Genomic DNA, 25,548 nt, shown 5'->3' on the forward strand with positions numbered 1-25,548 from the left:
CGTGTTGCAGGGCCTTCCCTACCTCCGAAGGTAGGAGCCGGAAACGGCCTCCGGCAGAGCCGCCAACGTGATCCAAGCGGCCCGGCCCCGGATCCCCACGGCTTGCAAGCAGAGCTTGTGAACCGGCGCACGATGCAGGTCCGCGCGGTCGGCCGCCGGGATGAAAGGGGCGATCCGGGTTGTTTGAAGAATTGCAAACGAGATGCAAACGCCACCGGTTATCCACTCATTCGCGCACGTGCGACGATCAGTGACGTGACTGTGGTGACTGGGGAGAATGTGCGATGAGCGCACGCGGCAAGCTGCGCGTCTACCTGGGCGCGGCCCCCGGCGTGGGCAAGACGTACCACATGCTCGACGAGGCCCAGCGGCGCGCCGAGCGGGGCGGCGACGTCGTCGTCGGCTTCGTGGAGACCCACGACCGGCCGCACACCCAGGCCATGCTGGACGGCCTGGAGATCGTTCCGCGCCGCCGGATGGAGTACCGCGGCTCGGAGTTCGAGGAGATGGACATCGACGCCATCCTCGAGCGGCGTCCGACCGTGGTGCTCATCGACGAGCTCGCGCACACCAACATCCCCGGCTCGCGCAACGCCAAGCGCTGGCAGGACGTCGAGGACCTGCTCTCGGCCGGGATCGACGTCATAGCGTCGGTCAACGTCCAGCACCTGGAGTCGCTCAACGACGTCGTGCAGAAGATCACCGGCGTGCCGCAGCGCGAGACCGTGCCGGACGAGGTGGTGCGCGCCGCGGACCAGATCGAGCTGATCGACATGGCCCCGGAGGCGCTGCGCCGCCGGATGGCGCACGGCAACATCTACAAGCCGGAGAAGATCGACGCCGCGCTGTCCAACTACTTCCGCCCCGGCAACCTCGGCGCGCTGCGCGAGCTGGCGCTGCTGTGGGTGGCCGGCCGCGTGGACGAGGCGCTGCAGCGCTACCGCGACCAGCACGGCATCGACAAGGTCTGGGAGACCCGCGAGCGGATAGTGGTCGCGCTGACCGGCGGTCCGGAGGGCTCCACGCTGATCCGCCGGGGCGCGCGCATCGCGCAGCGCGTCGGGGCCAAGGGCTCGGACCTGCTGGCCGTGCACGTGGCCCGCTCCGACGGCCTGACCGGCGCCTCGCCGGCGCTGCTGGCCGAGCAGCGGGACCTGGTGGAGTCCCTGGGCGGGACCTTCCACTCGGTGGTCGGCGACGACATCCCGAACGCGCTGCTGCAGTTCTCGCGCGCCGAGAACGCCACGCAGCTGGTGATCGGGGTGTCCCGGCGCGGCCGGCTGGAGCGGTTCCTGGGCGGCTACGGCATCGGCGAGACCGTGGTGCAGCAGTCCGGGGACATCGACGTGCACATGGTCACGCACGAGAAGTCCGCGGCCGACCAGAGCCGCTGGATGTGGATCCGGCGGGTGCTGCGGCAGCCGGAGACCGGGCCGCGCTGGTGGGGGCCGGTGGCCGGGCTGATCGTGCCGATCGTGCTGACCATGGTGCTGGCGCAGCTGCGCTCCGAGCTGAAGCTGACCAACCAGGTGCTGATCTTCCTGGCCGGGGTGGTCGCGGTGGCGCGCCTGGGCGGCCTGCTGTCGGCGTTCTTCGCCTCGCTGACCGCCTCGCTGCTGCTGAACTACTACTTCATCCAGCCGTTCTACCGGCTGACCATCAACGATCCGCAGAACATCCTGGCTCTGGTGGTGTTCACGCTGGTGGCACTGATCGTGGCCTCGGTCGTGGACTTCGCCTCGCGGCAGGAGCGGCGGGCCGGCAAGGCCTCGGCGGAGGCCGAGACGCTCTCGGAGCTGGCGCGCTCGGTGCTGCGCGGCGACGAGGCCATCGGGGCGCTGCTGGGCCGGTTCCGGGAGACCTTCGGCATGGACTCGGTGGCGCTGCTGGAGCGGGTCGACCCGACCGCCCCGGTGCTGCCGGACGACGCCGACGACGCCGACGCGTGGCGGATCGTGGCGGCCACCTCGGGCGGCAGCGAGCTGCCGTGCCGCACGCCCGGCGAGGGCGACGTGATGGTGCACGCCGGCCCCGACGCGATGCTGGTGCTGCGCGGGCGCGCGCTGCCGGCCGCCGACCAGCACGTGCTGACCGCGTTCGCGGCGCAGGCGGCGGTGGCGTTGGAGCGCTCGCGGCTGGCCCGGCAGGCCGCCGCGGCGGCGCCGCTGGCGGCCGCGGACAAGATGCGCACGGCGCTGCTGGCCGCGGTCTCGCACGACCTGCGCACGCCGCTGTCGGCGGCCAAGCTGTCCGTGGCCTCGCTGCGCGACACCTCGGTGGACTGGTCCGAGGAGGACCGGGCCGAGCTGCTGGCCGGCGCCGAGGAGTCGCTGGACCGGCTCTCGCGGCTGGTGGAGAACCTGCTGGACATGAGCCGGCTGCAGGCCGGCGCGCTGAACCTGCACATGGAGGACGTGGCGATCGAGGACGTCGCGGCGATGGCGCTGGACAGCCTGGGGCTGGGCATCGACCGCACGCGGGTGGAGGTGCGGGACCTGAGCGGCGTGCAGGAGGTCGAGGCCGACCCGGTGCTGCTGGAGCGGGCCGTGGCGAACCTGATCGCGAACGCGCTCAAGCACGGGGCCGAGGGGCGCTCGGTGCTGCTCACCGCCTCGGAGCTGGGCGGCCGGGTGGAGCTGCGGGTGGCGGACCGGGGGCCGGGGATCCGGCAGGAGGACTGGGAGCGGATCTTCACGCCGTTCCAGCGTCTCGGGGACCGGGACAACACGACGGGGGTGGGGCTGGGGTTGGCATTGTCCCGGGGGCTGGTGGAGGCGATGGGCGGAACGCTGACGCCGGAGGAGACGCCGGGCGGGGGGATGACGATGGTGGTTTCGCTGCCGGCCGCGGGGACGACGCAGAGTGCGGAGTCCGACGCGCCGACGGGGTCGGAGGGGTCGTCTGATCCCGTGGCGGAATCCGCTTCGGATTCCTTGTCGGACGTGTCCACCGGTGCTGAGGAGCCCGCTCGATGATCAAGGTCCTGGTGGTCGACGACGAACCGCAGCTGCTGCGCGCGCTGCGGATCAATCTGACCGCGCGCAAGTACGAGGTGGTCACCGCCGTCGACGGCACCTCCGCGCTGGCCATCGCCGCCCGCACGCTGCCCGACCTGGTGGTGCTCGACCTGGGGCTGCCCGATCTGGACGGGGCCGAGGTGATCAAGGGGCTGCGGGGCTGGACGGAGGTGCCGATCGTGGTGCTCTCCGGCCGCGCCGACGCCTCGGACAAGGTGGAGGCCCTGGACGCCGGGGCCGACGACTACCTGACCAAGCCGTTCTCGATGGAGGAGCTGCTGGCCCGGCTGCGGGTGGCGCGGCGGCACGCCGACCGCAACGCGCCGAAGGCGGCGGTGCAGCGGGTCGGGGACTTCGACGTGGACGTGGCCTCGCACACCGTGACGCGGATCGCCGAGGCGCCGGAGACGGTGCCGCCGACCGTGCACCTGACGCCGACCGAGTGGGGCATCGTCGAGGTGTTGCTGAAGAACGCCGGGCGGCTGGTGTCGGCACGGCAGCTGCTCACCGAGGTGTGGGGGCACGGGTACGAGAACGACACGCCGCTGCTGCGGTTCCACTTCACGAAGCTGCGGCGGAAGCTGGAGCGAGAGCCGTCGCGGCCGGCGCACTTGTTGACGGAGCCGGGGATGGGGTACCGATTCCAGCCCTGATTCAGGGTCCGCACGGGCTAGTCCACCAGGAATTGTCCCGCTATACGCATATTGACACACGTGGCGCCACCCTCGCGGGGAACATTCCAGGTCAACGGCCAGACCTCCACTGATCCGATCATTGGACCCCCGGTCACATAATGCGCCATAGGTGGGAACCGACGGCGCGCCGGACATAACGCAACGCCATGCTCCCCATATCTGGAAGCATGCGTACCTTGCGATTACTGCTGGCGGTCGGGCTCAGCCTGGCCCCGGCGCTGGCCGCGACGGCGGCCGGCACCACGCCGGCCTTCGCCGGCGGCGGCGCGGGGATGACCCTGACCGCCACGATGGACGGCCAAGACCAGCGCCTGCTGGCCGGCACCAAACACATGGTGCACATCACCCTGGCCGACACACCGGGCGAAGCCGACCTCCGTGACATCACCATCAGCCTCAAGGACCTGGACCCCCGGCCCCTGCGCGTGGACTGCCCGGGCGGCCAGAACGGGCACCTGTCCCTGGAGCCGAACCAGTCGCTGCAGTGCACCTCGCTGGTGACGGCGGCCGTCGGCTACCGCACGCTGGTGGCCCGCGCGTCGGCGTACGTCCCCAGCGAAGGCGGCCTGGTCCGAACGGACCCCCTGCACTACGACGGCTTCATGCCACCCCCTCCCCCACCGCCCCCCGCCTCGGTCCTGCACGCACCGCTGGCACCGGACCCGGCCTCCGGACGACCGCCGCGAGCGCCGGTGTTCATGCCCCCGCCCCCGCTGGACCCGCCGGATCCCGCGGACCCGCCGGGACCGGCGAGCGGGGACCCGGGCAAGGCGCCTCCGGCACCGACGGCACCGGTCGGGTCGGTGGTGCCGGTGGCGCGCGGCGGGTGCTTGAGCGGGAGCGGGGCCGACGGCGGATGCTGCTCGGGGAACGCGGCCGCTTCAGGCGCGTGCTGCGCGGGCCACGCGGCGGCGGGCAACAACCGATGCTGCGGACCGACCGGCAAGTCAGGCAGCTGCGCCAAGCACGACGGACTGGCCTTCACCGGCATGTCGACGCCGATGCTGGCCGGCGCCGCCTCGGTGGGGCTGCTGCTGGTGGCCGGCGGGTTCATCCTGGTGAGGCGATCCGCGCGACGCTGACTGAAAGAACGCTGATTGAAAGAACACCGACACAAGGAACACCGAGCCCGGCGTTTACACGCCGGGCTCTCGCTTTGTGCCGATCACCACGCGGCGCGCCAGCCGCCCGCGCCCGGCAGCGTCATCGGGCTCCGGCGCAGCCGCCGTGCGCCGACCGGGCCGCCGACCGCGCCGCGTGTTGCTTCTACCGCTCAGTCCTCCAGCGCCGCCGTCAGATCCACCTCCACCAGTTGCCCGCCGTACCCCAGCGCCGCGACCCCGAGCAGGGTGCTGGCCGTCCGGAACGCGGGCGCCAGAGGCGAGGCCGTGAGCCGGTCCCAGGCGGCCGCCAGGACCTTGCTCTGGTCGCTGACCACGTAGACCACCGAGCGGACCACGTGCTCCGGGGTGGCGCCGGCGGCGGTCAGGATCGTGAGGGCGTTCGCCACCAGCTGGTCGATCTGGGCGTTCAGGTCGGGGCCGACCACCTTCTCGTCGGCGTCGAGGGGGCACAGGCCTGCCAGGTGGGCGGTGCGGCCGGCGGGGCTGATGGTGACGTGCGCGTAGCCGGAGGTGGGGTGGAGTCCGGGCGGGTTGATGAGCGTGAGATTGTCGTCGTTCATGATGCGCATTGTGGTTGCCCGGCGGGATTGTGGCAGGTGATTATGTGACGGTCGCCGCATCGCGCGCCGGTTCCGACTCCCGCCCATTTGCCCGGACGCCACCTCCGGATAACCTCGGCGGTATGTCCCGCATCGCGCTCGTCACCGACTCCACGGCCTGCCTGCCCGCGGAGACGGCGTTCGATCTCGGCGTCACCGCGGTGCCGCTGGAGGTGATCGTGCGCGGCGCGCCGCACAGCGAAGCGGATCCGGAGACCGGGGCGCTGCTGGTCGCGGCGTTGCGTTCGCACGAGACCGCCACCACCTCGCGGCCCTCGCCGGAGGACTTCGCCGCCGCGTACCGGGCCGCCGCCGTGCGGGGAGCCGAGGGTGTGGTCTCGCTGCACATCTCGGCCGAGCTGTCGGCGACGCTGGAGTCCGCCGAGCTGGCCGCGAAGGACTCCCCGATCCCGGTCCGGGTGCTCGACAGCCGCACCATCGGCATGGCGCTGGGCTTCGCGGTGCTGGCCGCCGCCGAGGCCGGCCGGGACGGCGAGCACGACCTGGACGCCGTCGCCGAGGTCGCCGCCAAGCGCTCGGCGACCGCCTCGGCCTTCTTCTACGTCGACACCCTGGAGTACCTGCGCCGCGGCGGCCGCATCGGCTCGGCCCGTGCGCTGCTCGGCTCGGCGCTGGCGATGAAGCCGTTGCTCCATGTGGCCGACGGCCGCGTCGAGCCGCTGGAGAAGGTCCGCACCTCCGCCAAGGCCATCGCCCGGCTGGAGGAGATCGCCGTCGAGCGGGCCGGCGGCGACGGCGGCTCGGTCGAGATCGCCGTCCAGCACCTGGACGCCGCCGAACGCGCCGACGCCCTGGCCGGCCGGCTGCGCGAGCGGCTGCCCGGCCTGACCGGCGTCACGGTGTGCGAGGTCGGCGCGGTCATCGGCGCGCACGTGGGCCCGGGGGTGCTGGGGGTCGTGGTCTCGCCGCGGTGAGAGGCCTGAATTCTCAAACCCCCGCGGGCGTCCATGAGCCGGCGGCCCCGACCGGCCACCCCGCCGCCGCCAGATGCCCCCGCAGCGACGCCAGCACCGGATGCGGGTTGTCACTGCGCCAGACCAGCGAGTGCGGATACACCGGCGTCGGGTCCACCACCGGGATCCGCCGCAGGTCGTGGCCGTCGGGCCAGGCCAGGCGCGGCTTCTCCGCCACCAGCGAGGCGACGTCCACCGAGTCCGCGATGACATCCATGAGATGGTCGCTGCCGAAGAACGGCCCTATGCCGTCGATGGAGAGCCCGAACTCCGCCGCCAGCTTCTTGTAGTAGACGGACCACTCGACGCCGTCCGGCACGATCCCCGGAATCCAGATCCGGTGCCCGGCCAGCTGCGCGGGCGTCACCGTCCGCGCACCGGCCAGCGGATGCCGGGGCCCGACCAGCAGGTCCAGCCGGTCGTCGAAGACCCGGGCCGACTCCACGCCGGGCGGCAGCGCGCGCACGTCCGCGACGTACCGGAACGTCGCGTCGATCTCCCCGCCGCGCACCGCCTCCACCGCCTGGCCGATGTCGACCAGCGTGACGACGTCCAGCTCGACCTCCGGCCGCGCCTCGTGGAAGCCGCGCAGCAGCGCCGACATCCCGCTGCGCTTGGCGATGACGTCCACCCGCAGCGCGCGCCGCTCCGGCCGCACCGAGGCGAGCGCCTTCGCCTCGGCCTGCATCAGGGCTCTGGCATGCGGCAGGAACGCCTGGCCGTCGATGGTGAGCTGGGCGCCGCGCGCCGACCGGGTGAACAGGCGCACCGCGAGTTCCTTCTCCAGGGCGGCGATGCGCTTGGACGCCGCCTGCTGGGTGACGGCGAGCTCGGTCGCGGCGTCCTGGAAGCGTCCGGTCCGGGCGGCCACGAGAAAGGTGCGCACGGCTTCGAGGTCCATGGCGGGCCAGCCTAGCCACACAACCGAAGGTTGTGTTCAGCGGTCCTCCTAGTTGTTTGACCTGGGCTTATCGGGGCCGATTGGATGCCGGGAGTCAGCAGCGGGTTGTGGACTCCCGGGAGCGTGCGGGTATGGCGGACGGATCGAAACCCAAGGTGCGGCGCGACCTGGGGCGGCAGTTCAACTGGCTCTGGTCGGCGTTCGCGGTCAGCACGCTGGGAACCTTCTTGGCGTTCAACGCCTTCTCGCTGATCCTCATCAGGGTGCTGCGTTCCGGGCCGGCGGAGGTCGCGGCCCTGTCGGCGGCCGGGACGGCGGCCGGCGCGCTGGTGGCGCTGCCGCTGGGGCCGTGGGTGGAGTTCCGGCGCAAGCGGCCGGTGATGATCGGCATGGATCTGGCGCGCTTCCTCACGCTGCTGTCGATCCCGCTCGCGTACGCCTTCGGGGTGCTGACGTTCGCGCAGCTGCTCGTGGTGTCGATCGTGACCGGGGCGGCCGACCTGACGTTCACCGCGGCCGCCGGCGCGCATCTGCGCACGCTGGTCGCACGCGAGGACCTGCTGGTCGCCAACGGCCGGTTCGAGTCCACGCAGTGGACGGCGACGGTCCTGGGGATGCCGCTGGGCGGGGCGGCGATCGGGCTGTTCGGGCCGGTGGTGACGGTGGTCGCGGACGCGGTGAGCTATCTGTTGTCCGCGCTCGGGATCCGCGCGATCGGGGGCGGCGAGGCCGATCCGCCGACCCGGGACGGCGCCGCCGGGCTGCGCGTCCGCGACCTCGTCGAGGGCTGGCGGCACATCCTGACGAACCCGGCGCTGCGGCCGCTGTACTTCAACAGCGCCGCTGTCAATGCCCTGATCATGGCGCAGTCGCCGCTGCTCGCGGTGCTGATGCTGGGGCGGCTCGGGTTCTCGCCGTTCGAGTACGGGCTGGGGTTCGCGATCCCCTGCCTCGGCGGCCTGCTCGGCTCGCGCCTGAGCCCGCGGCTGGTCGCGCGCTACGGCCGCCCCGCGGTGCTGCGCGTCGCCGGGACGGTGCGGGCGGTGTGGCCGCTCGGGCTGGCGTTCGTCGGGCCGGGGCTGCCGGGGCTGCTGCTGGTGATCGCGATGGAGGCGGGGCTGATCACCACGTCGGGGGTGTACAACCCGGTGCTGGCCACGCACCGGTTGGAGAACGCCGGGGGCGCGAACGTCACGCGGGTGCTGTCCGCGTGGTCGATCACGAACAAGATCAGCATCGCGACGGCCACCGCGCTGTGGGGGGTGCTCGCGTCGGCGACCAGCCCGCGGTTCGGGCTCGGCCTGGCGGGCGCGCTGCTGTTGGCGACGCCGCTGCTGCTGCCGCGCAAGCCGACCTCGCCCAAAAGGCCCGGTGCCGACCGCCGAAGCGATCAGCACCGGGCCGCAGAGCCGCAGACCGAAAACCCTACGCGGGCACCACATTCACCAGCTTCGGCGCCCGCACGATGACCGTGCGCACCCCGCGCCCCTCCAGCGCCCGCTGCACGCCCTCCGAGGCCAGCGCCAGCTCGCGCAGCGCGTCCTGGTCGATGCCCGGGGGCACCTCCAGGCGGTCCTTCACCTTGCCGGCGACCTGCACCACGCAGGTCACCGTCTCGTCCACCAGGTACGCCGGGTCCGCGACCGGGTACACCGCGTGCGCCACCGAGCCGTCGTGGCCCAGGCGGGACCACAGTTCCTCGGCGATGTGCGGGGCGAACGGCGCCGTCAGCACCACCAGCGCCTCGGCCGCCGGGCGCGGCACCTCGGGCAGCCGGGTCAGGTGGTTGTTCAGCTCGATCAGCTTGCTGATCGCGGTGTTGAAGCGCATGCCCTCCATGTCGGCGCGGGCGCCGTCGATGGTCTTGTGCACCGCGCGCAGCGTCGCCTCGTCGGGCTCGGCGTCGACGACCGTGACCTCGCCGGTCTCCTCGTCGATCACGTTGCGCCACAGCCGCTGCAGGAAGCGGAAGCTGCCGATCGAGGCGCGGGTGTCCCAGGGCTTGGACATGTCCAGCGGGCCCATCGACATCTCGTAGACGCGCAGGGTGTCGGCGCTGTACTCGTCGATCATGTCGTCCGGGGAGATGACGTTCTTCAGCGACTTGCCGATCTTGCCGAACTCCCGGGTGACCGGCTCGCCGTGGAAGGTGTAGGTGCCCTCGCCGTCGTCCTCGACCTGCGCGGCCTCGACCGGGATGCCGCGCGCGTCGCGGTAGATCGAGCCCTGGATCATGCCCTGGTTGTACAGCTTGCGGAACGGCTCGGCGCTGGTCACCTGGTCCAGGTCGAACAGCACCTTGTGCCAGAAGCGCGCGTACAGCAGGTGCAGCACCGCGTGCTCGGCGCCGCCGACGTACAGGTCAACGCCGCCGGTGTCCTCGTCGTCCTGCGGCCCCATCCAGTACTTCTCGGCCGCGGCGTCGACGAAGCGGGTGTCGTCGGTCGGCGACAGGTAGCGCAGGTAGTACCAGCACGACCCGGCCCACTGGGGCATGGTGTTGGTCTCGCGGTGGTACTGCCGCGGGCCGTCGCCCAGGTCCAGGGTGACGTTCACCCACTCCGTGGCGCGCGCCAGCGGCGGCTCCGGGGCACTGGTGACGTCGCCGGCCTCGAAGGTCTTCGGCGAGAAGTCCTCCACCTCCGGCAGCTCCAGCGGCAGCATCGACTCCGGCAGCGCGCGGGCGATCCCGGCCTCCGGGCCGTCGACCGCGTAGACGATCGGGAACGGCTCGCCCCAGTAGCGCTGCCGCGAGAACAGCCAGTCGCGCAGCCGGTAGGTGACGGTGCCCTCGCCGATCCCCTTGGCCTGCAGCCACTCGGTGATGGCGCGGATCGCCGCCGGGACCGGCAGCCCCTCCAGCGACACCTCGTCGTTGGCGGAGTTGGTGATCTGCGCCGTCTTGGAGTCGTAGGCCTCAGTCCAGTCCGCGACGTCCTCCGGCCATCCGACCGGCGGCGCCACCACGATCTGCATCGGCAGGTCGAAGGCCCGCGCGAACTCGAAGTCGCGCTGGTCGTGCGCGGGCACCGCCATGATGGCGCCGGTGCCGTAGCCCATCAGCACGTAGTCGGCGATGAACACCGGCACGCCCTCGCCGTTGACCGGGTTCACCGCGAACGTGCCGGTGAACACGCCGGTCTTCTGCCGGCCCTCGGTCTGCCGCTCGACCTCGCTCTTGGCCGCGGCGGCGGCCCGGTAGGCGGCGACGGCCTCAGCCGGGGTGGCGTGCCCGCCGGTCCACTTCTCGCGGGTGCCGGCCGGCCACTCCTTCGCGACGAAGGAGTCCACCAGCTCGTGCTCCGGCGCCAGCACCATGTACGTGGCGCCGAACAGCGTGTCGGGCCGGGTCGTGAAGATCTCGATGGTCTTCTGGGAGCCGTCGACGGCGGTCACCCCGAAGTGCACGCGCGCGCCCTCGGAACGCCCGATCCAGTTCCGCTGCTGCAGCTTGATCGGCTCCGGCCAGTCCAGTCGGTCCAGGTCGGCCAGCAGCCGGTCGCCGTACTTGGTGATGCGCATCATCCACTGGCGCAGGTTGCGCTTGAACACCGGGAAGTTGCCGCGCTCGGAGCGGCCGTCTGCGGTGACCTCCTCGTTGGACAGCACGGTGCCCAGGCCCGGGCACCAGTTCACCGGGGCCTCGGCGATGTAGGCCAGGCGGTGGGAGTCGATGATCGCCGCCTGCTCCTGCGCCGACAGCGCGCTCCAGGCGCGGCCGTCGGGGGTGCGGCGGGCGCCGTCGGCGAACTGCTCGATCAGCAGACTGATCGGGCGGGCCTTGTCGGCCTGGTCGTCGTACCAGGAGTTGAAGATCTGCAGGAAGATCCACTGGGTCCACTTGTAGAAGGACACATCGATGGTCGACACCCCGCGCCGGGTGTCGTGGCCGAAGCCGATGCGGTGGATCTGCTCCTTGTACCGGGCGATGTTGGCCTCGGTGCTGACCCGCGGGTGGATGCCGTGCTCGACCGCGTACTGCTCGGCGGCCAGGCCGAAGGCGTCGAAGCCGATCGTGTGCAGCACCTTGTGGCCGGTCATCATCTTGTACCGGCCCAGCACGTCGGTGGCGATGTAGCCCAGCGGGTGGCCGACGTGCAGGCCGGCGCCGGAGGGGTACGGGAACATGTCCAGGATGTAGGCCTTGGGCTCCGCGGTGTCGGCCGGGTGGTCCGGTACCTCGAAGGTGTGGTGCCCGGCCCAGTACTCCTGCCACTTCGGCTCGATGTCGGCCGCTACCGAGGCCGTGTACCGGAACTTGGGCTCGTCGCTAGCAGGCTTGGGCTGTGTGTCGGTCTGCTCGCTCATTGTCGTCTCAGTCCTCGGGATACGTCTGATGGTCTGTGCTGGAAATGAAAAAGCCCCTCGCGCATGGAGGGGAGCCGCGCTGACCGGAGCCTGTGGCGGCTCCGTCCTGTTTCAGCGCGGCGACATAAGAAGCAGCGTCACAGCCCGCATACCCCAAGGGTACCAGCGCCGCCTCCGAGATATCGGCCCTACCTGCGGACCAGGCCGAGCACCAGCAGGATCTGCGCCAGGTGGTAGGTGACGATGATCGGGACGTCCAGCTCCCAGTCCTTGCGGACGAAGCGGGTCCAGCCGATCATCGCGTCGGAGACGGCGAACAGCAGCGCGCCGGGGATGATGCGCAGGTCGCCGGTCCACCACGCCGCGACCACCATCAGCGAGATGACCGTGACGTAGGCCAGGACGGGGACGGCGAGGGCGGGATCTTCGTCCTTCGCGGCGGCACGGATCGGCAGCCCCACGGTCGCGAACAGCGCGCCGGCCAGGACTAGGCCGGTGATGACGAAGGAGATCGCGTAGCCGGCGTGCGCGTGCAGGCGGACGAAGGCGGCTATGTACGCGACGTGTGCGAGCAGGAAGGCGCCCAGGCCGAGCACGAAGTTCCGGTCGGCCGACGCGGAGTCCTCCGGCAGCATCAGGAAGACGTCACCGACCAGGCTCAGGACCAGGGCCGCGACCATGGTCACGACCAGGTAGGCCGGAGCGTGCTGCGCGTGCGCGATGGCCAGGGCCGCGGCGATCAGCGCGACCATGGTCAGCGGCTTGGCGACGTACTCCGCACGGCGCGCACCCGCCGACGCCGGGTCCATGGCACGCCGGGAGACGGCGGTCCAGTCGGCGAAGGCCACCACGAAGGTCAGCAGGGTCAGCGTCAGAGGCACAGCGGAAAGCTACTACTCGGTAGCTTCGATGTCAGCAGCCCTCGCGCGCGAAAGCTCTCCTTGTATATATGTACGACGCTCAAATGTTCAGTCGCCGAGCGGCTTCTCCAGCTCCGGGGCAGTTGCGGGAGCCGCCGGAACCGCCGCCAGCTCGGGCTCACGCCGCAGCCGCAGGAACCGCGGCGTCGGGAACGCCAGGAACCCCTCGGCCCGCCCCGCCGCGATGGCGATCCGCGCCAGGTCCCGGGCCTTCGGGAAGCACAGGTACCGCGGCTCCCAGACCGGCCGGTACTTCATGTTCGCCCGGTACAGCGACTCCAGCTGCCACCAGCGCGAGAACACCGACAGCACGACCCGCGCCAGCCGCAGGAAGGGCCCGGCGCCGATCCGCCCGGCCCGCTCGAAGATGCTGCGGAACATCGCGAAGTTCAGCGAGACCCGCTCGACCTTGTGGTCCGGGCCGGCCTTGATCAGGTCGATCACCATGAACTCGACCAGGCCGTTCTCGGTCCCGCGCTCGCGGCGCATCAGGTCCAGCGACAGGCCCTTCGTCCCCCACGGCACGAAGGACAGCAGCGCGCGCAGCGTCCCCTCGCCGTCCAGGCACTCGACCATCACGCACTGGCCGTCGGCCGGGTCGCCGAGCCGGCCCAGCGCCATCGAGAAGCCGCGCTCGACGCTGCCGTCGCGCCAGTCGTCGGCCCGGCGGACCAGGCGGGCCATCTCCTCGGCCGGGATCTCGGCGTGCCGGCGGATGCGGGTGCGGTAGCCGGCGCGCTCGACCCGGTTGTACGCCTGCCGGACCACGCGCATCGCGCGGCCCTCCAGGGTGAACTCGTCGACCTCGACCACCGCCTCGTCGCCGAGTTCGACGGCGTCCAGGCCGAACCGGGTCAGGACCTTGCCGCCCTCCTCCGAGGCGCCCATCACGGCCGGCACCCAGGCGTGCTGCCGGGCCTCGGCCAGCCACGCCTCGATCGCGCCCGGCCAGGCCTCGACGTCCCCGATCGGGTCGCCGGAGGCCAGCGACACCCCGCCGACCGGCCGGTAGGCGATCGCCGCCTTGCCGGTCGGGGACCACATCACCGCCTTGTCCCGGCGGAGGTTGAAATAGCCCAGGGAGTCCTGGTCACCGAACTTGTCCAGCAAGGTGCGCAGCCGGTCGTCGTCCTCGGGCAGGTGCCGGTAGGTGCCGCGGCGCGGCTGGAACAGGGCCCAGGCCACCGCCAGGATCATCAGGGAGCCGATCAGGTTGACCGTGACGTCGACCCAGTGCGGCACCTCGACGGCGGTGTCATACCACCAGATGCCGGTGCCGGCCATGCCCGCCTTCAGCGTGTAGAGCGCCTGGTCCCCGAGGTCGGTGGCGGGGTTGGCGTCGTTCCAGGCGACCAGGGTCACGCCGAGGACCGTCGACAGCGCCAGCGACACGCCGAGCACGACCAGCGCCAGCCGGAAGTTGGCGGCGTCGAAGACGGCGTAGAACTGCTTGCGGGACCAGATCACCAGCCCGATGAACAGCGCCTGGATCACGAAGGCGACGATCAGCGGCGCCAGCGGCTGCAGGTCGGCGGAGGTGACGTCGTACAGCAGGGCACTGATCGCCAGCCAGCCCAGCGGGCCGACGAACAGGCCCAGCACCATCAGCAGCCACCAGGCGATCCGCTTGCGCCGGCGGACGGCCGCGCCGAGCATCAGCATCAGCACGCCGAAGCCGATCGAGGGCACGCCGAGCAGGAACCCCAGGCTGAACAGGATGTAGTCCGGCAGCCGGTCGATGCGCTCGTTGGTCTTCGGCGAGAGCGCGGACAGGATCGAGGCCAGCGCCACGATCCGGCAGTACCAGACCAGCAGCATCGGGATCCGGGCGCGGAAACGCTGCACGCGGCTCGTAGTCGCGGTCTCCGTCATCCGAACCCTTACCTCCGGCTGTGTATGGTTTCGAAGCTGATAGCCGTCCAATCTACTCAACGTCCGGGTTCATCCTGGAGTGCCGTGGGCGACGCGCGCGTGGACGCCACATTGCCGGAGCGGCGCCGGAGATTCCTGGTACTCTCCGGGGCACCGCGGGTGGGGCGGTTGTGAAGCGATCACTGGCGGACGGATGTTGGGGGCTTACCCGATGGAGCAACAACCCGGACGGCGGCAGCCTGGACGCGGCCGCGCTGGGAACCAGTCGTCGCGCCCGCCCGAGGACTTCGTCGAGGACGACCCGACGATGGTGCGCCCGTTCGTGCGGGCTTCCTCCGGCGGGCGGCCCCGGCAGGGCGCACCGGGCGGCGGACAGGGACGGCAGAACGGCCGGCAGCAGCAGTCGAACGGGCGACAGCAGCAACCGAACGGACGCCAGCAGCCCAACGGCCGCGGCCGGCAGAACGGTCCCGGCCCCGACGGCCCGCACCCGGGGGGCCAGGGCGTCCCCAGCCCGCGACCGCCTCGCGACGCCGACCCGCAGCAGGTCCCCGGGCTGCTCTCGACCCCGATGCCGCCGCCGCGCGCGGTGGCCCGGAACGCCCCGCCGCAGAATCCGGCCCCGGCCCCCTACCCGGAGCCGGATCCGCCGATGAGCGACCTCACCACGACGATGCCGATCCTGGCCGTGCCGGCCGACGACGGCTACGACGGCTACGACGACCACGGCGGCTACCCGGAGCACTACCCCGAGCACGAGAACGCGGCGCCCGGCGAGCACGGGCACTTCCACGACGACACCGACTGGGGCCGGCACCGCGGCGGGAACCGGCCGCCGCGCGCGCTGAAGATCGGGGCGCTGCTGGCCGGCGTGGCGGTGGTCGGCGTGGCGGCGTACAGCGTGCTCGGCGGCGGCTCGGGCCAGCCGTCGGCGGGGCCCGCGGCGGCCGGGGCGACCACGACGAACGGCGCGGCCGGCGCCGCGGCCGCGACGCCGTCGGACAGCGCCACATCCGCGCCCGGCACGCCGTCGCCGACCGGATCGCCGACCGGCTCGAATTCGGAGTCGACGAGCGCGAGCACACCGTCGACGTCGCACAGTTCGAAGTCGCCGTCGAAATCGTCGAGTTCGTCGCACCCTTCGTCGCCGAGCAGCTCGCAGATGACGTCGCGGCCGAGCAGCGCGCCGTCGACACCGCCGAGCAGCACCACGGCCGCGGCACCGCCGCCGAGCTCACCCTCGCCGACGTTCACGGTCCTCGGTCCCGGCTCCAGCGGCCCGGCGGTCTCGCAACTTCAACAGAACCTCAAGAAGTCCGGCGACTGGTGGCTCAAGGTCACCGGCACGTGGAACAGCGACACGACGAACGCGGTCCAGAGCTTTCAGGACGCCAACCCAGGTTGCAGCCCGCCCGACGCTTACGGAACCTACGGACCGGCGACCGACAAGGCATTGCAATCCTCATTAGGCAACTGAGCGTGAGCGGACGGGCATAGGCCGGTACCGGCCTATAGCCTGATTCACACCCCCCGACGAACATCAGAGTGATAGCGTCGGTGATCGCCCAAAGTCGCGCCACGCCACGAAGGACGTTACGGAGGCAGAGATGTCCGCACCGCAGCAGCCTTTGGAGCCCGACTTACCCCGGATACCGGTGCGGTCACAGCGCGAAGCGGACTTGTTCCGCCGCGACCCCGCGACCCGCACCGATCCCCGCGAGAGCGCACCGAAGCCGGCGCCGGCGCCACCCGGTTCCGGCCCGCGAACGGAGGAGTTCAGCGTGGCGGAGACGAACGGCGGCCGTCGCCCGGCCCCCAGAGAAAAACGCTCGATGCCCGACCAGGACTGGAGCACCGGGAATGCGGGCAACGCACCGCACACCGACGCGAACCTGCCGATGACGCAGCGCCGGGTGCCGGACCCCTCATGGGTGCCGGGAGCGGGGCAGCAGGGTGCGCCGCACGGTGGTCATGCCGGACATGGCGGGCAGAGTGCTCACGGACAGCAGCCGGGGATGCCGCAGGGCGGGGCGGGGCAGCAGCCTTCGTTCCAGCCCCGGCCGGCGGCGCGCGGTCCGCAGCAGCCTTCGTTCCAGGCATTCCAGCCTCGGTCGAATGTGCCCGCCGGACAGCATCCTTCATTCCAGCCGCGGCCCAGCGCGTCGCAGCCTGCTGCTCCTACCGGACAGCACCCCTCGTTCCAACCGCGCCCCAACGCGCCGCAGTCTGCTGCTCCTACCGGACAGCACCCCTCGTTCCAACCGCGCCCCAACGCGCCGCAGCCCGCTGCTCCCACCGGTCAGCACCCCTCGCTCCAGCCGCGCCCCAACGCGCCGCAGCCCGCTGCTCCCACCGGTCAGCACCCCTCGTTCCAGCCGCGCCCGAGTGCCCCGCCGCAGCAGCATCCTTCGTTCCAGTCTCGGCCCGCGGCACCGACCGGCCAGCACCCGTCGTTCCAGCCCCGCCCGAACGCGCCGCAGCCTCCGGCTCCCGGCGGCCAGGGCGCCCTGCCCCAGCGGCAGTCGGCGGCGCCGGCCGCGCAGCGTGCCGAGGGCCTCACCCGCGACCTGCGCACTCCGGTGCCCGCGCGCCGTGCCGAGGCCGAGTGGTTCCGGCCGACCGGCGAGAGCCGAATAGCCGGCGCCGATGGCCGTGCGCCCGAGAGCGGTGGCGAGGTCACGCGCCTGTCCGACCACGCCGTCGGGCGTGATCTGGTCCGGCGGCCGGTGAACGAGACCGCGCTGCTGCCCTCGTCCGGCGGCTTCGGCGGGTCCGGCTACGGTGGCGACGGCGGCGGTGATGGCGGCGGCGGCGACCTGCCCCCCTTCGACCGCAGCAACGGCGGCCGCCACCGGGGTCCGCGCCGTCCCGCGTTCCGGGCCGCCGTGCCGATCGCCGCGGTGCTCGCGGCCAGCGGCGGGGCGCTCGGGCTGGTGCACGCCGTGAGTTCCGGCGCGCCGGGGTCCGGCGTGGACATGGCGTCGGGGAACAACGGCTCGGCCGTCACCACCGACCTGAGCAACGCCCCCTCCGGCGACGGCTCGACCCTCGGCGCCACCGGGGCCAGCTCCGATCCGGCGACCTCGCCGCTGGACGCGACCGCCTCCAACTCCGGCGCGCCGTCCGCGCCGAACGGCGGTCAGCAGACCTCGACCGCGCCCGGCAGCCGTGTCACGCCGCCGAGCACGTCGACCAAGGCGAACTCGGCGCCGTCCGGGCCGAGCTCGCCCGGCGGTTCCGGGCCCGGGCTGCCGCCGAACGGCCCGATCCAGACCTCGAACCCGCCGCCGAGCACGCCGGGCGCGCCGAGCACCCCGGTCAGCACGACGCCGACCACCCCGGGTGCGCCGACCACGACGCCGACGTCCCCGGTCACCACGCCGACGACGCCGACCTCGACGCTGCCCCAGACCCCGTCCGGCCCGACGACGCCGATCACGCCGACGACGAGCCCGACCGGCCCGACGCCGACCGGTCCGACGACCACGCCGACCCCCACCCCGACGCCGACCCCGAGCGCGTCGAGCAGCACCCCGCAGATCTCCCCCAGCGCGGGCACACTGCAGGCCGGCGACACCGGCCCGGACGTCTCGACCCTGCAGACGCTCCTGGACCGCCTCGGCACCCCGACATGGGTCCCGGTGACCGGGGTCTACGACACCCGCACCACCGAGGCCGTCGCGTACGTCCAGAACATGCTCAACATCACGGCGGACCCGCGCGGCGTGTGCGGCCCGACCACAGCCGTGGCGATCAACACGCTCGCAGCACACTGACAAACCGCCGAAAGGTCGCGCCGGGACCGGGAAACTCCCGGCGCGGCCTTCGAAGGCAGCTGAGGTCTGCCTCGTCACCGGCGACGTCACCCGGAACACCGACGTCCGCGCGATGGTCGGCGCCGCCCTCGACGCTCACGGCCGCCTCGACGTCGCCGTCGCCGTCGCCGTCGCCGTCGCCGTCGCCGTCGCCATCCGCATCGAACGCGTCCTCGCTCTGCGCGACGAGCCCGGCGCCGTGCTGCCCGTCGACGGCGGCTACCTCGCGCAGTGGCACACCGAACCGCGGCGAATCAGACCTCAGCGATCCGGACCGTAGAGCTGGTAATACCGTTCCACCAGCCCGCTCTCGGCGATCGAGGCGTCGGTCCGCGCCACGTCGTGCCCGGCCGCGAACCCGCTCGCCGGCCGGGCCAGCATGCACGCGCCCCACACCGCCGCCGCCATCGTCAGGTCCGACTGCCGCGCCGGCACCCGGTCGCCGCGCGGCCCGAACACCTGCAGACCGTCGGCGAGCACCGTGACCGGCCCGTTCGGCAGCAGGTACCGCAGCCCGACGCGCGGCACCTCCTCGACCGACTCGGCACGCTCGATCAGGCCCGGCAGGTCGATCTCCGAGGCCCGTCCCGACACGCTCGCCACGCAACAGTCGCCCGGCAGGAAGTCCAGATCCTCGCCGCCGAGCCCGGTCTGGCCGGTCGAGCACACGATCAGCGTCGGCCGATGACCGTCCAACAGCGCCGACAGATCCGGGGCCGTCAGGTAGCCGGCCTCGTGCGCGGCGACCAACCGGCGCCACTCGGTGTCGTACACGGCGACCCGCATCCGCTGCCCCCGCAACACCGCCGCCACCTGCTCCCCGACGACGCCGTACCCGATGACCAGCGCCTGCCCGCCGTCGAAGTTCTTCTCCGGCACCAGTTCCCGGATCGAGCGCACCACGGACTCGGCGATCCAGCGCGCCTCGACCCCCCGCTTCACAGCGCTCTGCGCCACGCTGAAGACCGGCACCGGCACCGAAGTCGAAGCCGAGCCTGAAGCCGCCGACCCGGACTCAGCCGCCGCGCCCACCGCATCCACCGCCACCACCGCACCCGCCGCGTCTTCGAGCTCTTCGATACCCGCCAACGACTGCTCGACCAGCCCCCGAAAACTCGCCGCCACCTCCGGCGCGACCCGCATCACCGTCGGCAGCACGTGCCCGCCGTCGTCGATCACCACGCTCGGCTCGCACACCCGCGCCGCGTGCAGCCGCAGCGCGGCCTCGGCGTCCGACACCGGCAGCACCGCGATGCCGAGCCCGGCCAGGTGCGCCTCGACCCGCGACCGCAGCTTGTGCGGATACTCCTTCTTCAGCACCGTCATCGCCTCGGGCCGCGCACCGAGCGCGATCAGCGTCTGCGCCTGCACCACCAGATCCGACAGCAGGTGCCCGACCAGCACCACCCCGCACTCCCCGAGCGGCTTGTCCGTCACCCGCTCCACCAGCCCGGCCAGCAGCGGCAGCTGCTCGGCGAAGGCGTCGGTCTCGAACTCGGTGAACGGCACGCCCTCCAGACACCCCAGCGCCCTCGCCGCGTCCGCCTCGCCGATCTCCGCCCGGCCCAGCAGCGTCGCGGACAGCACCAGCTGCGCGTTCCCCCGGTCCCGCGGCCGACAGGCCGGCGCCATCGCGATCAGCATGCTGCCATCCCCGCCGACGCCGAGCGGGACCAGCCACGCGCCCGGGCCCAGCCGGTGCCGCCGCGCCGCGGCCGGGAACGCCGCCTCGATCCGGTCCAGCACCTCGGCCAGCACCAGACGGCCCTGCTCGGCGGTGCCCTGGAGCTCGGTGATCGCGGTCGCGGGGCCGCGGTGGTGCGTGTCCTTCACAGCCCACGTATACCAGATTGCTGAGGAATGACCGTTTCACCACGCACTCGGCCGCGACTAGTCATGCATACGACGAAGGACCACAGACGACCGGCAGACGACCGACAGACGACCGACGGACAACCCGCGGCCATCCCCCACCCCCTGTGCGTCGCGTCACACGCGAACCCGACAGCGCACCCCCGGACATGGCCGATGATCCCCGCTTGTCCAGGACTGTGCGTGAACATGGACACGGCCGTCCCATTCCGTGAGCGAGAATGAGGAGATGACCACCGGCACCACTGACGACCTGACCCCCGCCCAACGGGCGGCCGCGGTCCGGCGTCTGGAGAAGTCCATCGGCTCACTGGCCGGAGTGGCGATCCAGCGGATGGAGGAGCGCCTGGCCTGGTACCGGGCCATGCCCCCGGACAACCGCTCCTGGATCGGCCTGGTCGTGCAGGCCGGTATCGCGGCCTTCGTGGAGTGGTTCCGCAATCCGCAGGACCGCACCGCGATCAGCGCGGACGTCTTCGGCACCGCCCCGCGCGAGCTGACCCGCTCGGTGACCCTGCGCCAGACCGTCGAACTCGTCCGTACGACCATAGAAGTGGTCGAGGAGGGCATCGGCCAGATCGCGCAGGGCCCGGCCGAGCAGGCCGCGCTGCGCGAGGGCATGCTGCGCTACTCCCGCGAGATCGCCTTCGCCGCCGCACAGGTCTACGCGCAGGCCGCGGAGCTGCGCGGAGCGTGGGACGCACGGCTGGAGGCGCTGGTCGTCGACGAGCTGATGCGCGGCGACGTGCTGGACGACACCGTCCGCTCCCGCGCCGCGGCCCTGGGCTGGGACAGCGCCTCGGGCCTGGTGGTCGTGGTCGGCACCACCCCGGAGCCGCTGGCGGGGCGGGAGAACGTCCGGCAGCACACCGCGCTGGTCGCCGACGCCGTGCACCGCGCCGCGCGCCGGGCCCGGCTGACCGTGCTCACCGGCGTGCAGTCGGACCGGCTGGTGGTGATCATCGGCGGCGCCGACGATCCGCTGACCGCGACCCGCGCGCTGGCCAACGAGTTCGGGCCAGGGCCGCTGGTGATCGGCCCGGTTGTCGAAGACCTCCTGTCTGCGGGCATTTCCGCCCAAGCCGCCCTGTCCGCGGTGCGCGCGGCCGGCGCCTGGCCCGACGCGCCGCGTCCGGTGCTGGCCGCCGAACTCCTCCCGGAACGCGCCCTGGCCGGCGACGAGGCCGCGAAGGCTCAACTGGTGGCTGAGGTCTATCGGCCGCTGGAGTCCGCGGGCGCGGCGTTGCTCGAAACCGTCTCGGCGTATCTGGAACAGGCCGCGTCGCTGGAAAGCGCCGCCCGAATGCTGTTCGTACACCCCAACACCGTGCGCTACCGGCTCAAAAGGGTGAGCGAACTCACAGGCCTCAATCCCGCGCAACCGCGCGCCGCGTTCACCCTCCATATGGCGCTGGCCTTGGGAAGGTTGGCTGGACCGTCGAACGCTTTGTAGGAACCCTCCAAGATCCAGACCATGATCTTCGTCCGCCCCGCTAAAGGCAATCTCGCGGTTGACGAACGAGAGTGAATCACGTGCTAGTACTCGTCGCGCCGGGCCAGGGTGCCCAGTCCCCCGGATTCCTCGCCCCCTGGCTGGAGGTCCCAGGTTTCGCCGACCGGCTGACCTGGTGGTCCGCCGTGGCCGGGCTGGATCTCGTGCACTACGGGACCGAAGCCGACGCCGAGACCATCAAGGACACCGCGATCGCGCAGCCGCTGCTGGTCGCCTCCGGCATCGCCTCTATGCTCGCGCTGTTCCCGCACCCCAGTGACGCCTACTCTGCTGTTGGCGGGATCGGCGCGGCCGGCGGGCACTCCGTCGGCGAGATCGCCGCGGCCGCCGGCACCGGCGTGATCACCGCCGAGGCGGCGATGGTGTTCGTCCGCGAGCGCGGCCGGCTGATGGCGCAGGCCGCCGCGGTCACCCCGACCGGCATGACCGCCGTGCTCGGCGGCGACCGCGAGGTGGTGCTGGCCAAGATCGCCGAGCACAACCTGATCCCGGCGAACAACAACGGGGCCGGCCAGATCGTGGCCGCCGGCACGCTGGAGGACCTGGCGCGGTTCGGGGACGACGGCCCCGACGGGGCCCGGCTGCGTCCGCTGAGCGTGGCCGGCGCGTTCCACACCCAGCACATGGGCTCGGCCGTGGAGCAACTCTCCCGGCTGGCCAAGGGCATCACCACGCGCGACCCGCGCACCCGGCTGGTGTCCAACGCCGACGGCGCGGTCGTGCACGACGGCCGCGAGGTCCTGCGCCGCCTGGTCGCCCAGGTCTCCAACCCGGTCCGCTGGGACCTGTGCATGGATACCTTCGGCGAACTCGGGGTAACCGGCATCCTCGAGGTGCCGCCGGCCGGGACCCTCACGGGTCTGGCCAAGCGCGCGCTGAAGGGTGTGGAGACCTTCGCGCTGAAGACGCCGGACGACCTGGACGCCGCGCGCGCCTTCGTCGCCAAGCACGGCGAGTCGGCCGGAGCGGACTCGCTGGACACCGCCCCGACCTGGCGTCTGGTCATCGCCCCGCACGGCGGGACGGTGCGCAGGGGCGCCTTCCAGGCCGGCGACAAGCTGGAGCGGGACACCGCGGTGGCGACCGTCGCCGCCCGCGGTGACGAGCACGAGATCACGGTGCGACACGAGGGCGAGATCCTCGAGTGGCTCGTGGAAGACGGGGACCCGGTCGCGCCGGGGCAGCCGCTGCTGCGCGTCCACCCGACCGGCTCGTACGTCTAGCCGGCCCGACACTCGGTAAAGGGGATCCGATCATGGCAACCATCAGGGAGAAGCAGGGCGCGGCGCACACCCGCATCATGGGTGTCGGCAGCTACGTCCCCAGCCGGGTCGTCACCAACGACGAGGTGATCACCTGGATCGACTCCTCCGACGAGTGGATCCGGACGCGCTCGGGCATCACCGAGCGCCGCTGGGCCACGCCGGAGGAGACCGTCCTGGAGATGTCGGTCGAGGCGGCCGGCAAGGCCCTGGCCGCCGCCGGGATCGGCGGGGACCAGCTCGGCGCGATCATCGTCTCCACGGTCTCGCACTTCCACCAGACCCCGGCGCTGGCCTGCCTGGTCGCCGACCGGCTGGGCACCAACGGCGCGGCCTACGACATCTCCGCCGGCTGCGCGGGCTTCTCCTACGGCGTGGCTCAGGCCTCGGACATGGTCAAGGCCGGCAGCGCCGAGTACGTCCTGGTGATCGGCGTGGAGCGGCTCTCGGACCTGACCGACATCCACGACCGCGGCACCGCCTTCATCTTCGGCGACGGCGCCGGCGCGGTGGTGATAGGCCCCTCCGACACCCCCGGGATCGGCCCGGTGGTGTGGGGCTCGGAGGGCGACAAGTACGGCACCATCACCCAGACCTTCGCCTGGAACGACGTTCCCGAGGAGGGCGAGGACGGCGGGGAGGTTCGCGGCCCCTTCCTGCAGATGGAGGGCCAGGCGGTCTTCCGCTGGGCCTCCTACCAGATGGCCGAGGTCTCGCTGAAGGCGCTGGCCGAGGCCGGCATCACCTCCGGCGACCTGGACGCGTTCATCCCGCACCAGGCCAACATGCGCATCACCGACCGGCTGGTGAAGGTCCTGGACCTGCCCGAGCACGTGCCGGTCGCGCGCACCATCGCCGAGTACGGCAACAACTCCGCGGCCACCATCCCGATGGCCATGGACCGCATGCTCTCCGAGGGCAGCGCGCCGCACGGCGGCCTGGCCCTGCTCATCGGCTTCGGGGCGGGTCTGGTGTACGCGGCGCAGGTCGTTACGCTCCCCTAGCTGTTAGCCGTTAGATTCACCCCGGGCCCGCGCTACACGCGGATCCGGATCCACCCAACAGAAAACCAACGAAGGAGCGCCACACAATGGCTCTGACCCAGGAAGAGATCCTCTCCGAGCTCGCCGAGATCGTCGAGGAGGTCGCCGGCGTCGACGCCGCCGACGTCCAGATGGACAAGTCGTTCACCGGCGACCTGGACGTCGACTCGCTGACGATGGTCGAGGTCGTCGTGGCCGCCGAGGAGAAGTTCTCCGTGAAGATCCCGGACGACGCGGTCAAGGACCTGTCCACGGTCGGCGACGCGGTCGGCTACATCCAGAAGAACCAGACCTGAGCCACCGGCTAGGCCTGTCGTAACGCAGGACCCGCACTACGGCCGTCCGGCCGGCAGAACCCGTAGAACTTCCAGATAGAAGGTAAGGCTCGTGACTGCTCGCAAGTCTGTCGTCGTCACCGGTGTCGGTGCGACCACGCCGCTCGGCGGAGACGCCGCCTCGTTCTGGGACGGTCTGCTGGCCGGACGCTCCGGGGTGCGCAACCTGACCGAGGAGTGGGCCGAGCAGCTGCCGGTCCGGTTCGCCGCGCGCGTCGCGGTGGAGCCGTCGGCGCACCTGAAGCCGGTGGAGATGCGCCGGCTGGACCGCTCGGCGCAGTTCGCGGTGATCGCGGCCCGCGAGGCCTGGAAGGACGCCGGCTTCGAGGGCAAGTCCGCCGAGCCGAACCGCCTCGGCGTGATGGTCGGCTCGGGCATCGGCGGCGTCACCACACTGCTGAGCGCCTACGACGACCTGCTCGCCAAGGGCCCGCGCTCGGTCGGCCCGCGCACCGTCCCCATGCTCATGCCGAACTCCCCGGCGGCCTACGTCGGCCTGGAGTTCGACGCCCGCGCCGGCGTGCACGCGCCGGTGTCGGCCTGCGCCACCGGCGCCGAGGCCGTCGGCCACGCCATCGAGATGATCCGCTCCGGCCGCGCCGACGTGGTGCTGGCCGGCGGTACCGAGGCGGCCATCCACCCGCTGCCGATCGCGGCCTTCGCCAACATGATGGCGATGTCCAAGCGCAACGACGACCCGCAGCACGCCTCCCGGCCCTTCGACGTCAGCCGGGACGGCTTCGTGCTCGGCGAGGGCTGCGGCATCCTGGTCCTGGAGTCGGCCGAGCACGCCGCCGCGCGCGGCGCCCGGGTCTACGCCGAGGCCGCCGGCGTCGGCTTCTCCGCGGACTCCCACGACATCGCCCAGCCCGAGCCGGACGGCCGCGGCGTCGCCGAGGCGCTGGCCTTCGCGCTGGAGGACGCCGACCTGTCGGCGAACGACGTCAAGCACCTGAACGCGCACGCCACCAGCACCCCGCGCGGCGACCTCGCCGAGATCATGGCCTTCCGGAAGATCCTGGGCTCGGCCGCCGAGGACGTCGCGGTCTCGGCCACCAAGTCGATGCACGGGCACCTGCTCGGCGGCACCGGCGCGATCGAGTCGGTGGCCACCGTGCTGGCCCTGTACCACCGCCAGGCCCCGCCGACGATCAACATCGAGACCCTGGACCCCGAGGTCACCCTGGACATCGTCCGCGACAAGCCGCGGGCGCTGCCCGAGGGGCAGATCGCGGCGCTGAACGACTCCTTCGGGTTCGGCGGGCACAACGTGGTCGTGGCTTTCCGGTCCGTCTGAG

The 25,548-nt window shown here is 72.1% G+C and carries 19 protein-coding genes; 13 read left to right on the forward strand and 6 right to left on the reverse strand.

The window, feature by feature from the left end; translation table 11 throughout:
* The first annotated feature begins 284 nt into the window (after positions 1 to 284).
* The 3 genes from ABH920_RS16065 to ABH920_RS16075 all read left to right on the forward strand — a co-directional run bounded on the left by ABH920_RS16065 (position 285) and on the right by ABH920_RS16075 (position 4,794).
* Positions 285 to 2,975 carry an ATP-binding protein gene (locus ABH920_RS16065; RefSeq protein ID WP_370349775.1) on the forward strand — a complete coding sequence of 897 codons (2,691 nt, stop codon included), beginning with the start codon at positions 285 to 287 and terminating at the stop codon, positions 2,973 to 2,975.
* Complete coding sequence (locus tag ABH920_RS16070; RefSeq protein WP_194922270.1) at positions 2,972 to 3,670, forward strand: response regulator; 699 nt, start codon at positions 2,972 to 2,974, stop codon at positions 3,668 to 3,670. The genes ABH920_RS16065 and ABH920_RS16070 overlap by 4 nt, the downstream gene beginning before the upstream one ends.
* Before the next feature lie 209 nt (positions 3,671 to 3,879).
* On the forward strand, positions 3,880 to 4,794 hold the full coding sequence (locus ABH920_RS16075) for a hypothetical protein (RefSeq protein WP_370349776.1): 915 nt from the start codon (positions 3,880 to 3,882) through the stop codon (positions 4,792 to 4,794).
* Between the two features lie 191 nt (positions 4,795 to 4,985).
* Here the strand turns inward: ABH920_RS16075 and ABH920_RS16080 are convergent, their stop codons facing one another.
* Entirely contained in the window at positions 4,986 to 5,396 is a 411-nt protein-coding gene (locus tag ABH920_RS16080) for a RidA family protein (protein ID WP_370349777.1), read from the reverse strand.
* Between the two features lie 122 nt (positions 5,397 to 5,518).
* Between ABH920_RS16080 and ABH920_RS16085 the strand changes: the two genes are divergently transcribed.
* Positions 5,519 to 6,370: a DegV family protein gene (locus ABH920_RS16085; RefSeq protein ID WP_370349778.1), complete on the forward strand. Its 852-nt coding sequence runs from the start codon at positions 5,519 to 5,521 to the stop codon at positions 6,368 to 6,370.
* Between the two features lie 13 nt (positions 6,371 to 6,383).
* Here ABH920_RS16085 and ABH920_RS16090 read toward each other — a convergent pair whose 3' ends face one another.
* Positions 6,384 to 7,310: a LysR family transcriptional regulator gene (locus ABH920_RS16090; RefSeq protein WP_370349779.1), complete on the reverse strand. Its 927-nt coding sequence runs from the start codon at positions 7,308 to 7,310 to the stop codon at positions 6,384 to 6,386.
* Between the two features lie 131 nt (positions 7,311 to 7,441).
* Between ABH920_RS16090 and ABH920_RS16095 the strand changes: the two genes are divergently transcribed.
* On the forward strand, positions 7,442 to 8,779 hold the full coding sequence (locus ABH920_RS16095) for an MFS transporter (RefSeq protein WP_370349780.1): 1,338 nt from the start codon (positions 7,442 to 7,444) through the stop codon (positions 8,777 to 8,779).
* Here the strand turns inward: ABH920_RS16095 and leuS are convergent.
* The 3 genes from leuS to ABH920_RS16110 all read right to left on the reverse strand — a co-directional run bounded on the left by leuS (position 8,736) and on the right by ABH920_RS16110 (position 14,410).
* Positions 8,736 to 11,618: a leucine--tRNA ligase gene (gene leuS / locus ABH920_RS16100; protein ID WP_370349781.1), complete on the reverse strand. Its 2,883-nt coding sequence runs from the start codon at positions 11,616 to 11,618 to the stop codon at positions 8,736 to 8,738. The genes ABH920_RS16095 and leuS overlap by 44 nt on opposite strands.
* Positions 11,619 to 11,806: 188 nt before the next feature.
* On the reverse strand, positions 11,807 to 12,499 hold the full coding sequence (locus ABH920_RS16105; protein ID WP_370349782.1) for a lysoplasmalogenase: 693 nt from the start codon (positions 12,497 to 12,499) through the stop codon (positions 11,807 to 11,809).
* 87 nt (positions 12,500 to 12,586) lie between these two features.
* Positions 12,587 to 14,410 carry a phosphatidylglycerol lysyltransferase domain-containing protein gene (locus ABH920_RS16110; protein WP_370349783.1) on the reverse strand — a complete coding sequence of 608 codons (1,824 nt, stop codon included), beginning with the start codon at positions 14,408 to 14,410 and terminating at the stop codon, positions 12,587 to 12,589.
* Positions 14,411 to 14,621: 211 nt separating this feature from the next.
* Here ABH920_RS16110 and ABH920_RS16115 point away from each other — a divergent pair, with 211 nt between their 5' ends.
* From ABH920_RS16115 to ABH920_RS16125, 3 genes are all read left to right on the forward strand, one after another.
* A complete protein-coding gene (locus ABH920_RS16115) occupies positions 14,622 to 15,887 on the forward strand; it encodes a peptidoglycan-binding protein (protein ID WP_370349784.1) in 1,266 nt (421 codons plus the stop codon).
* Between the two features lie 304 nt (positions 15,888 to 16,191).
* Positions 16,192 to 18,186 (forward strand): peptidoglycan-binding protein, encoded by a 1,995-nt coding sequence (locus tag ABH920_RS16120; protein ID WP_370349785.1) that lies wholly within the window; start codon positions 16,192 to 16,194, stop codon positions 18,184 to 18,186.
* A 112-nt stretch (positions 18,187 to 18,298) separates the two neighbouring features.
* Positions 18,299 to 18,505, forward strand: a complete 207-nt coding sequence (locus tag ABH920_RS16125; RefSeq protein ID WP_370349786.1) for a hypothetical protein — start codon at positions 18,299 to 18,301, stop codon at positions 18,503 to 18,505.
* Here the strand turns inward: ABH920_RS16125 and ABH920_RS16130 are convergent.
* Positions 18,487 to 20,058, reverse strand: a complete 1,572-nt coding sequence (locus ABH920_RS16130) for a hypothetical protein (RefSeq protein WP_370349787.1) — start codon at positions 20,056 to 20,058, stop codon at positions 18,487 to 18,489. The two genes, ABH920_RS16125 and ABH920_RS16130, sit on opposite strands and share 19 nt — an antisense overlap.
* 268 nt (positions 20,059 to 20,326) lie before the next feature.
* Here ABH920_RS16130 and ABH920_RS16135 point away from each other — a divergent pair, with 268 nt between their 5' ends.
* From ABH920_RS16135 to fabF, 5 genes are all read left to right on the forward strand, one after another.
* A complete protein-coding gene (locus ABH920_RS16135; protein WP_370349788.1) occupies positions 20,327 to 21,550 on the forward strand; it encodes a PucR family transcriptional regulator in 1,224 nt (407 codons plus the stop codon).
* An 80-nt stretch (positions 21,551 to 21,630) separates the two neighbouring features.
* The gene (locus tag ABH920_RS16140) at positions 21,631 to 22,833 is read left to right on the forward strand and encodes an acyltransferase domain-containing protein (protein WP_370349789.1); all 1,203 of its coding nucleotides are present in this window, start codon (positions 21,631 to 21,633) and stop codon (positions 22,831 to 22,833) included.
* 32 nt (positions 22,834 to 22,865) lie between these two features.
* Positions 22,866 to 23,876, forward strand: a complete 1,011-nt coding sequence (locus ABH920_RS16145; RefSeq protein ID WP_370349790.1) for a ketoacyl-ACP synthase III — start codon at positions 22,866 to 22,868, stop codon at positions 23,874 to 23,876.
* An 86-nt stretch (positions 23,877 to 23,962) separates the two neighbouring features.
* The gene (locus ABH920_RS16150) at positions 23,963 to 24,211 is read left to right on the forward strand and encodes an acyl carrier protein (protein ID WP_370349791.1); all 249 of its coding nucleotides are present in this window, start codon (positions 23,963 to 23,965) and stop codon (positions 24,209 to 24,211) included.
* Positions 24,212 to 24,302: 91 nt separating this feature from the next.
* A complete protein-coding gene (gene fabF / locus ABH920_RS16155; protein WP_370349792.1) occupies positions 24,303 to 25,547 on the forward strand; it encodes a beta-ketoacyl-ACP synthase II in 1,245 nt (414 codons plus the stop codon).
* Position 25,548 lies beyond the last annotated feature (1 nt).

Origin of the sequence: Catenulispora sp. EB89, from assembly GCF_041261445.1 — a bacterium.
GTDB lineage: Bacteria > Actinomycetota > Actinomycetes > Streptomycetales > Catenulisporaceae > Catenulispora.

Excerpts from the sequence above, each read along its gene's own strand:
- ABH920_RS16065 (WP_370349775.1), top strand. The coding sequence starts at position 285 with ATGAGCGCACGCGGCAAGCTGCGCGTCTACCTGGGCGCGGCCCCCGGC.
- ABH920_RS16070 (WP_194922270.1), top strand. The coding sequence starts at position 2,972 with ATGATCAAGGTCCTGGTGGTCGACGACGAACCGCAGCTGCTGCGCGCG.
- ABH920_RS16075 (WP_370349776.1), top strand. The coding sequence starts at position 3,880 with ATGCGTACCTTGCGATTACTGCTGGCGGTCGGGCTCAGCCTGGCCCCG.
- ABH920_RS16080 (WP_370349777.1), bottom strand. The coding sequence starts at position 5,396 with ATGAACGACGACAATCTCACGCTCATCAACCCGCCCGGACTCCACCCC.
- ABH920_RS16085 (WP_370349778.1), top strand. The coding sequence starts at position 5,519 with ATGTCCCGCATCGCGCTCGTCACCGACTCCACGGCCTGCCTGCCCGCG.
- ABH920_RS16090 (WP_370349779.1), bottom strand. The coding sequence starts at position 7,310 with ATGGACCTCGAAGCCGTGCGCACCTTTCTCGTGGCCGCCCGGACCGGA.
- ABH920_RS16095 (WP_370349780.1), top strand. The coding sequence starts at position 7,442 with ATGGCGGACGGATCGAAACCCAAGGTGCGGCGCGACCTGGGGCGGCAG.
- leuS (WP_370349781.1), bottom strand. The coding sequence starts at position 11,618 with ATGAGCGAGCAGACCGACACACAGCCCAAGCCTGCTAGCGACGAGCCC.
- ABH920_RS16110 (WP_370349783.1), bottom strand. The coding sequence starts at position 14,410 with ATGACGGAGACCGCGACTACGAGCCGCGTGCAGCGTTTCCGCGCCCGG.
- ABH920_RS16115 (WP_370349784.1), top strand. The coding sequence starts at position 14,622 with ATGGAGCAACAACCCGGACGGCGGCAGCCTGGACGCGGCCGCGCTGGG.
- ABH920_RS16125 (WP_370349786.1), top strand. The coding sequence starts at position 18,299 with ATGGTCGGCGCCGCCCTCGACGCTCACGGCCGCCTCGACGTCGCCGTC.
- ABH920_RS16135 (WP_370349788.1), top strand. The coding sequence starts at position 20,327 with ATGACCACCGGCACCACTGACGACCTGACCCCCGCCCAACGGGCGGCC.
- ABH920_RS16145 (WP_370349790.1), top strand. The coding sequence starts at position 22,866 with ATGGCAACCATCAGGGAGAAGCAGGGCGCGGCGCACACCCGCATCATG.
- ABH920_RS16150 (WP_370349791.1), top strand. The coding sequence starts at position 23,963 with ATGGCTCTGACCCAGGAAGAGATCCTCTCCGAGCTCGCCGAGATCGTC.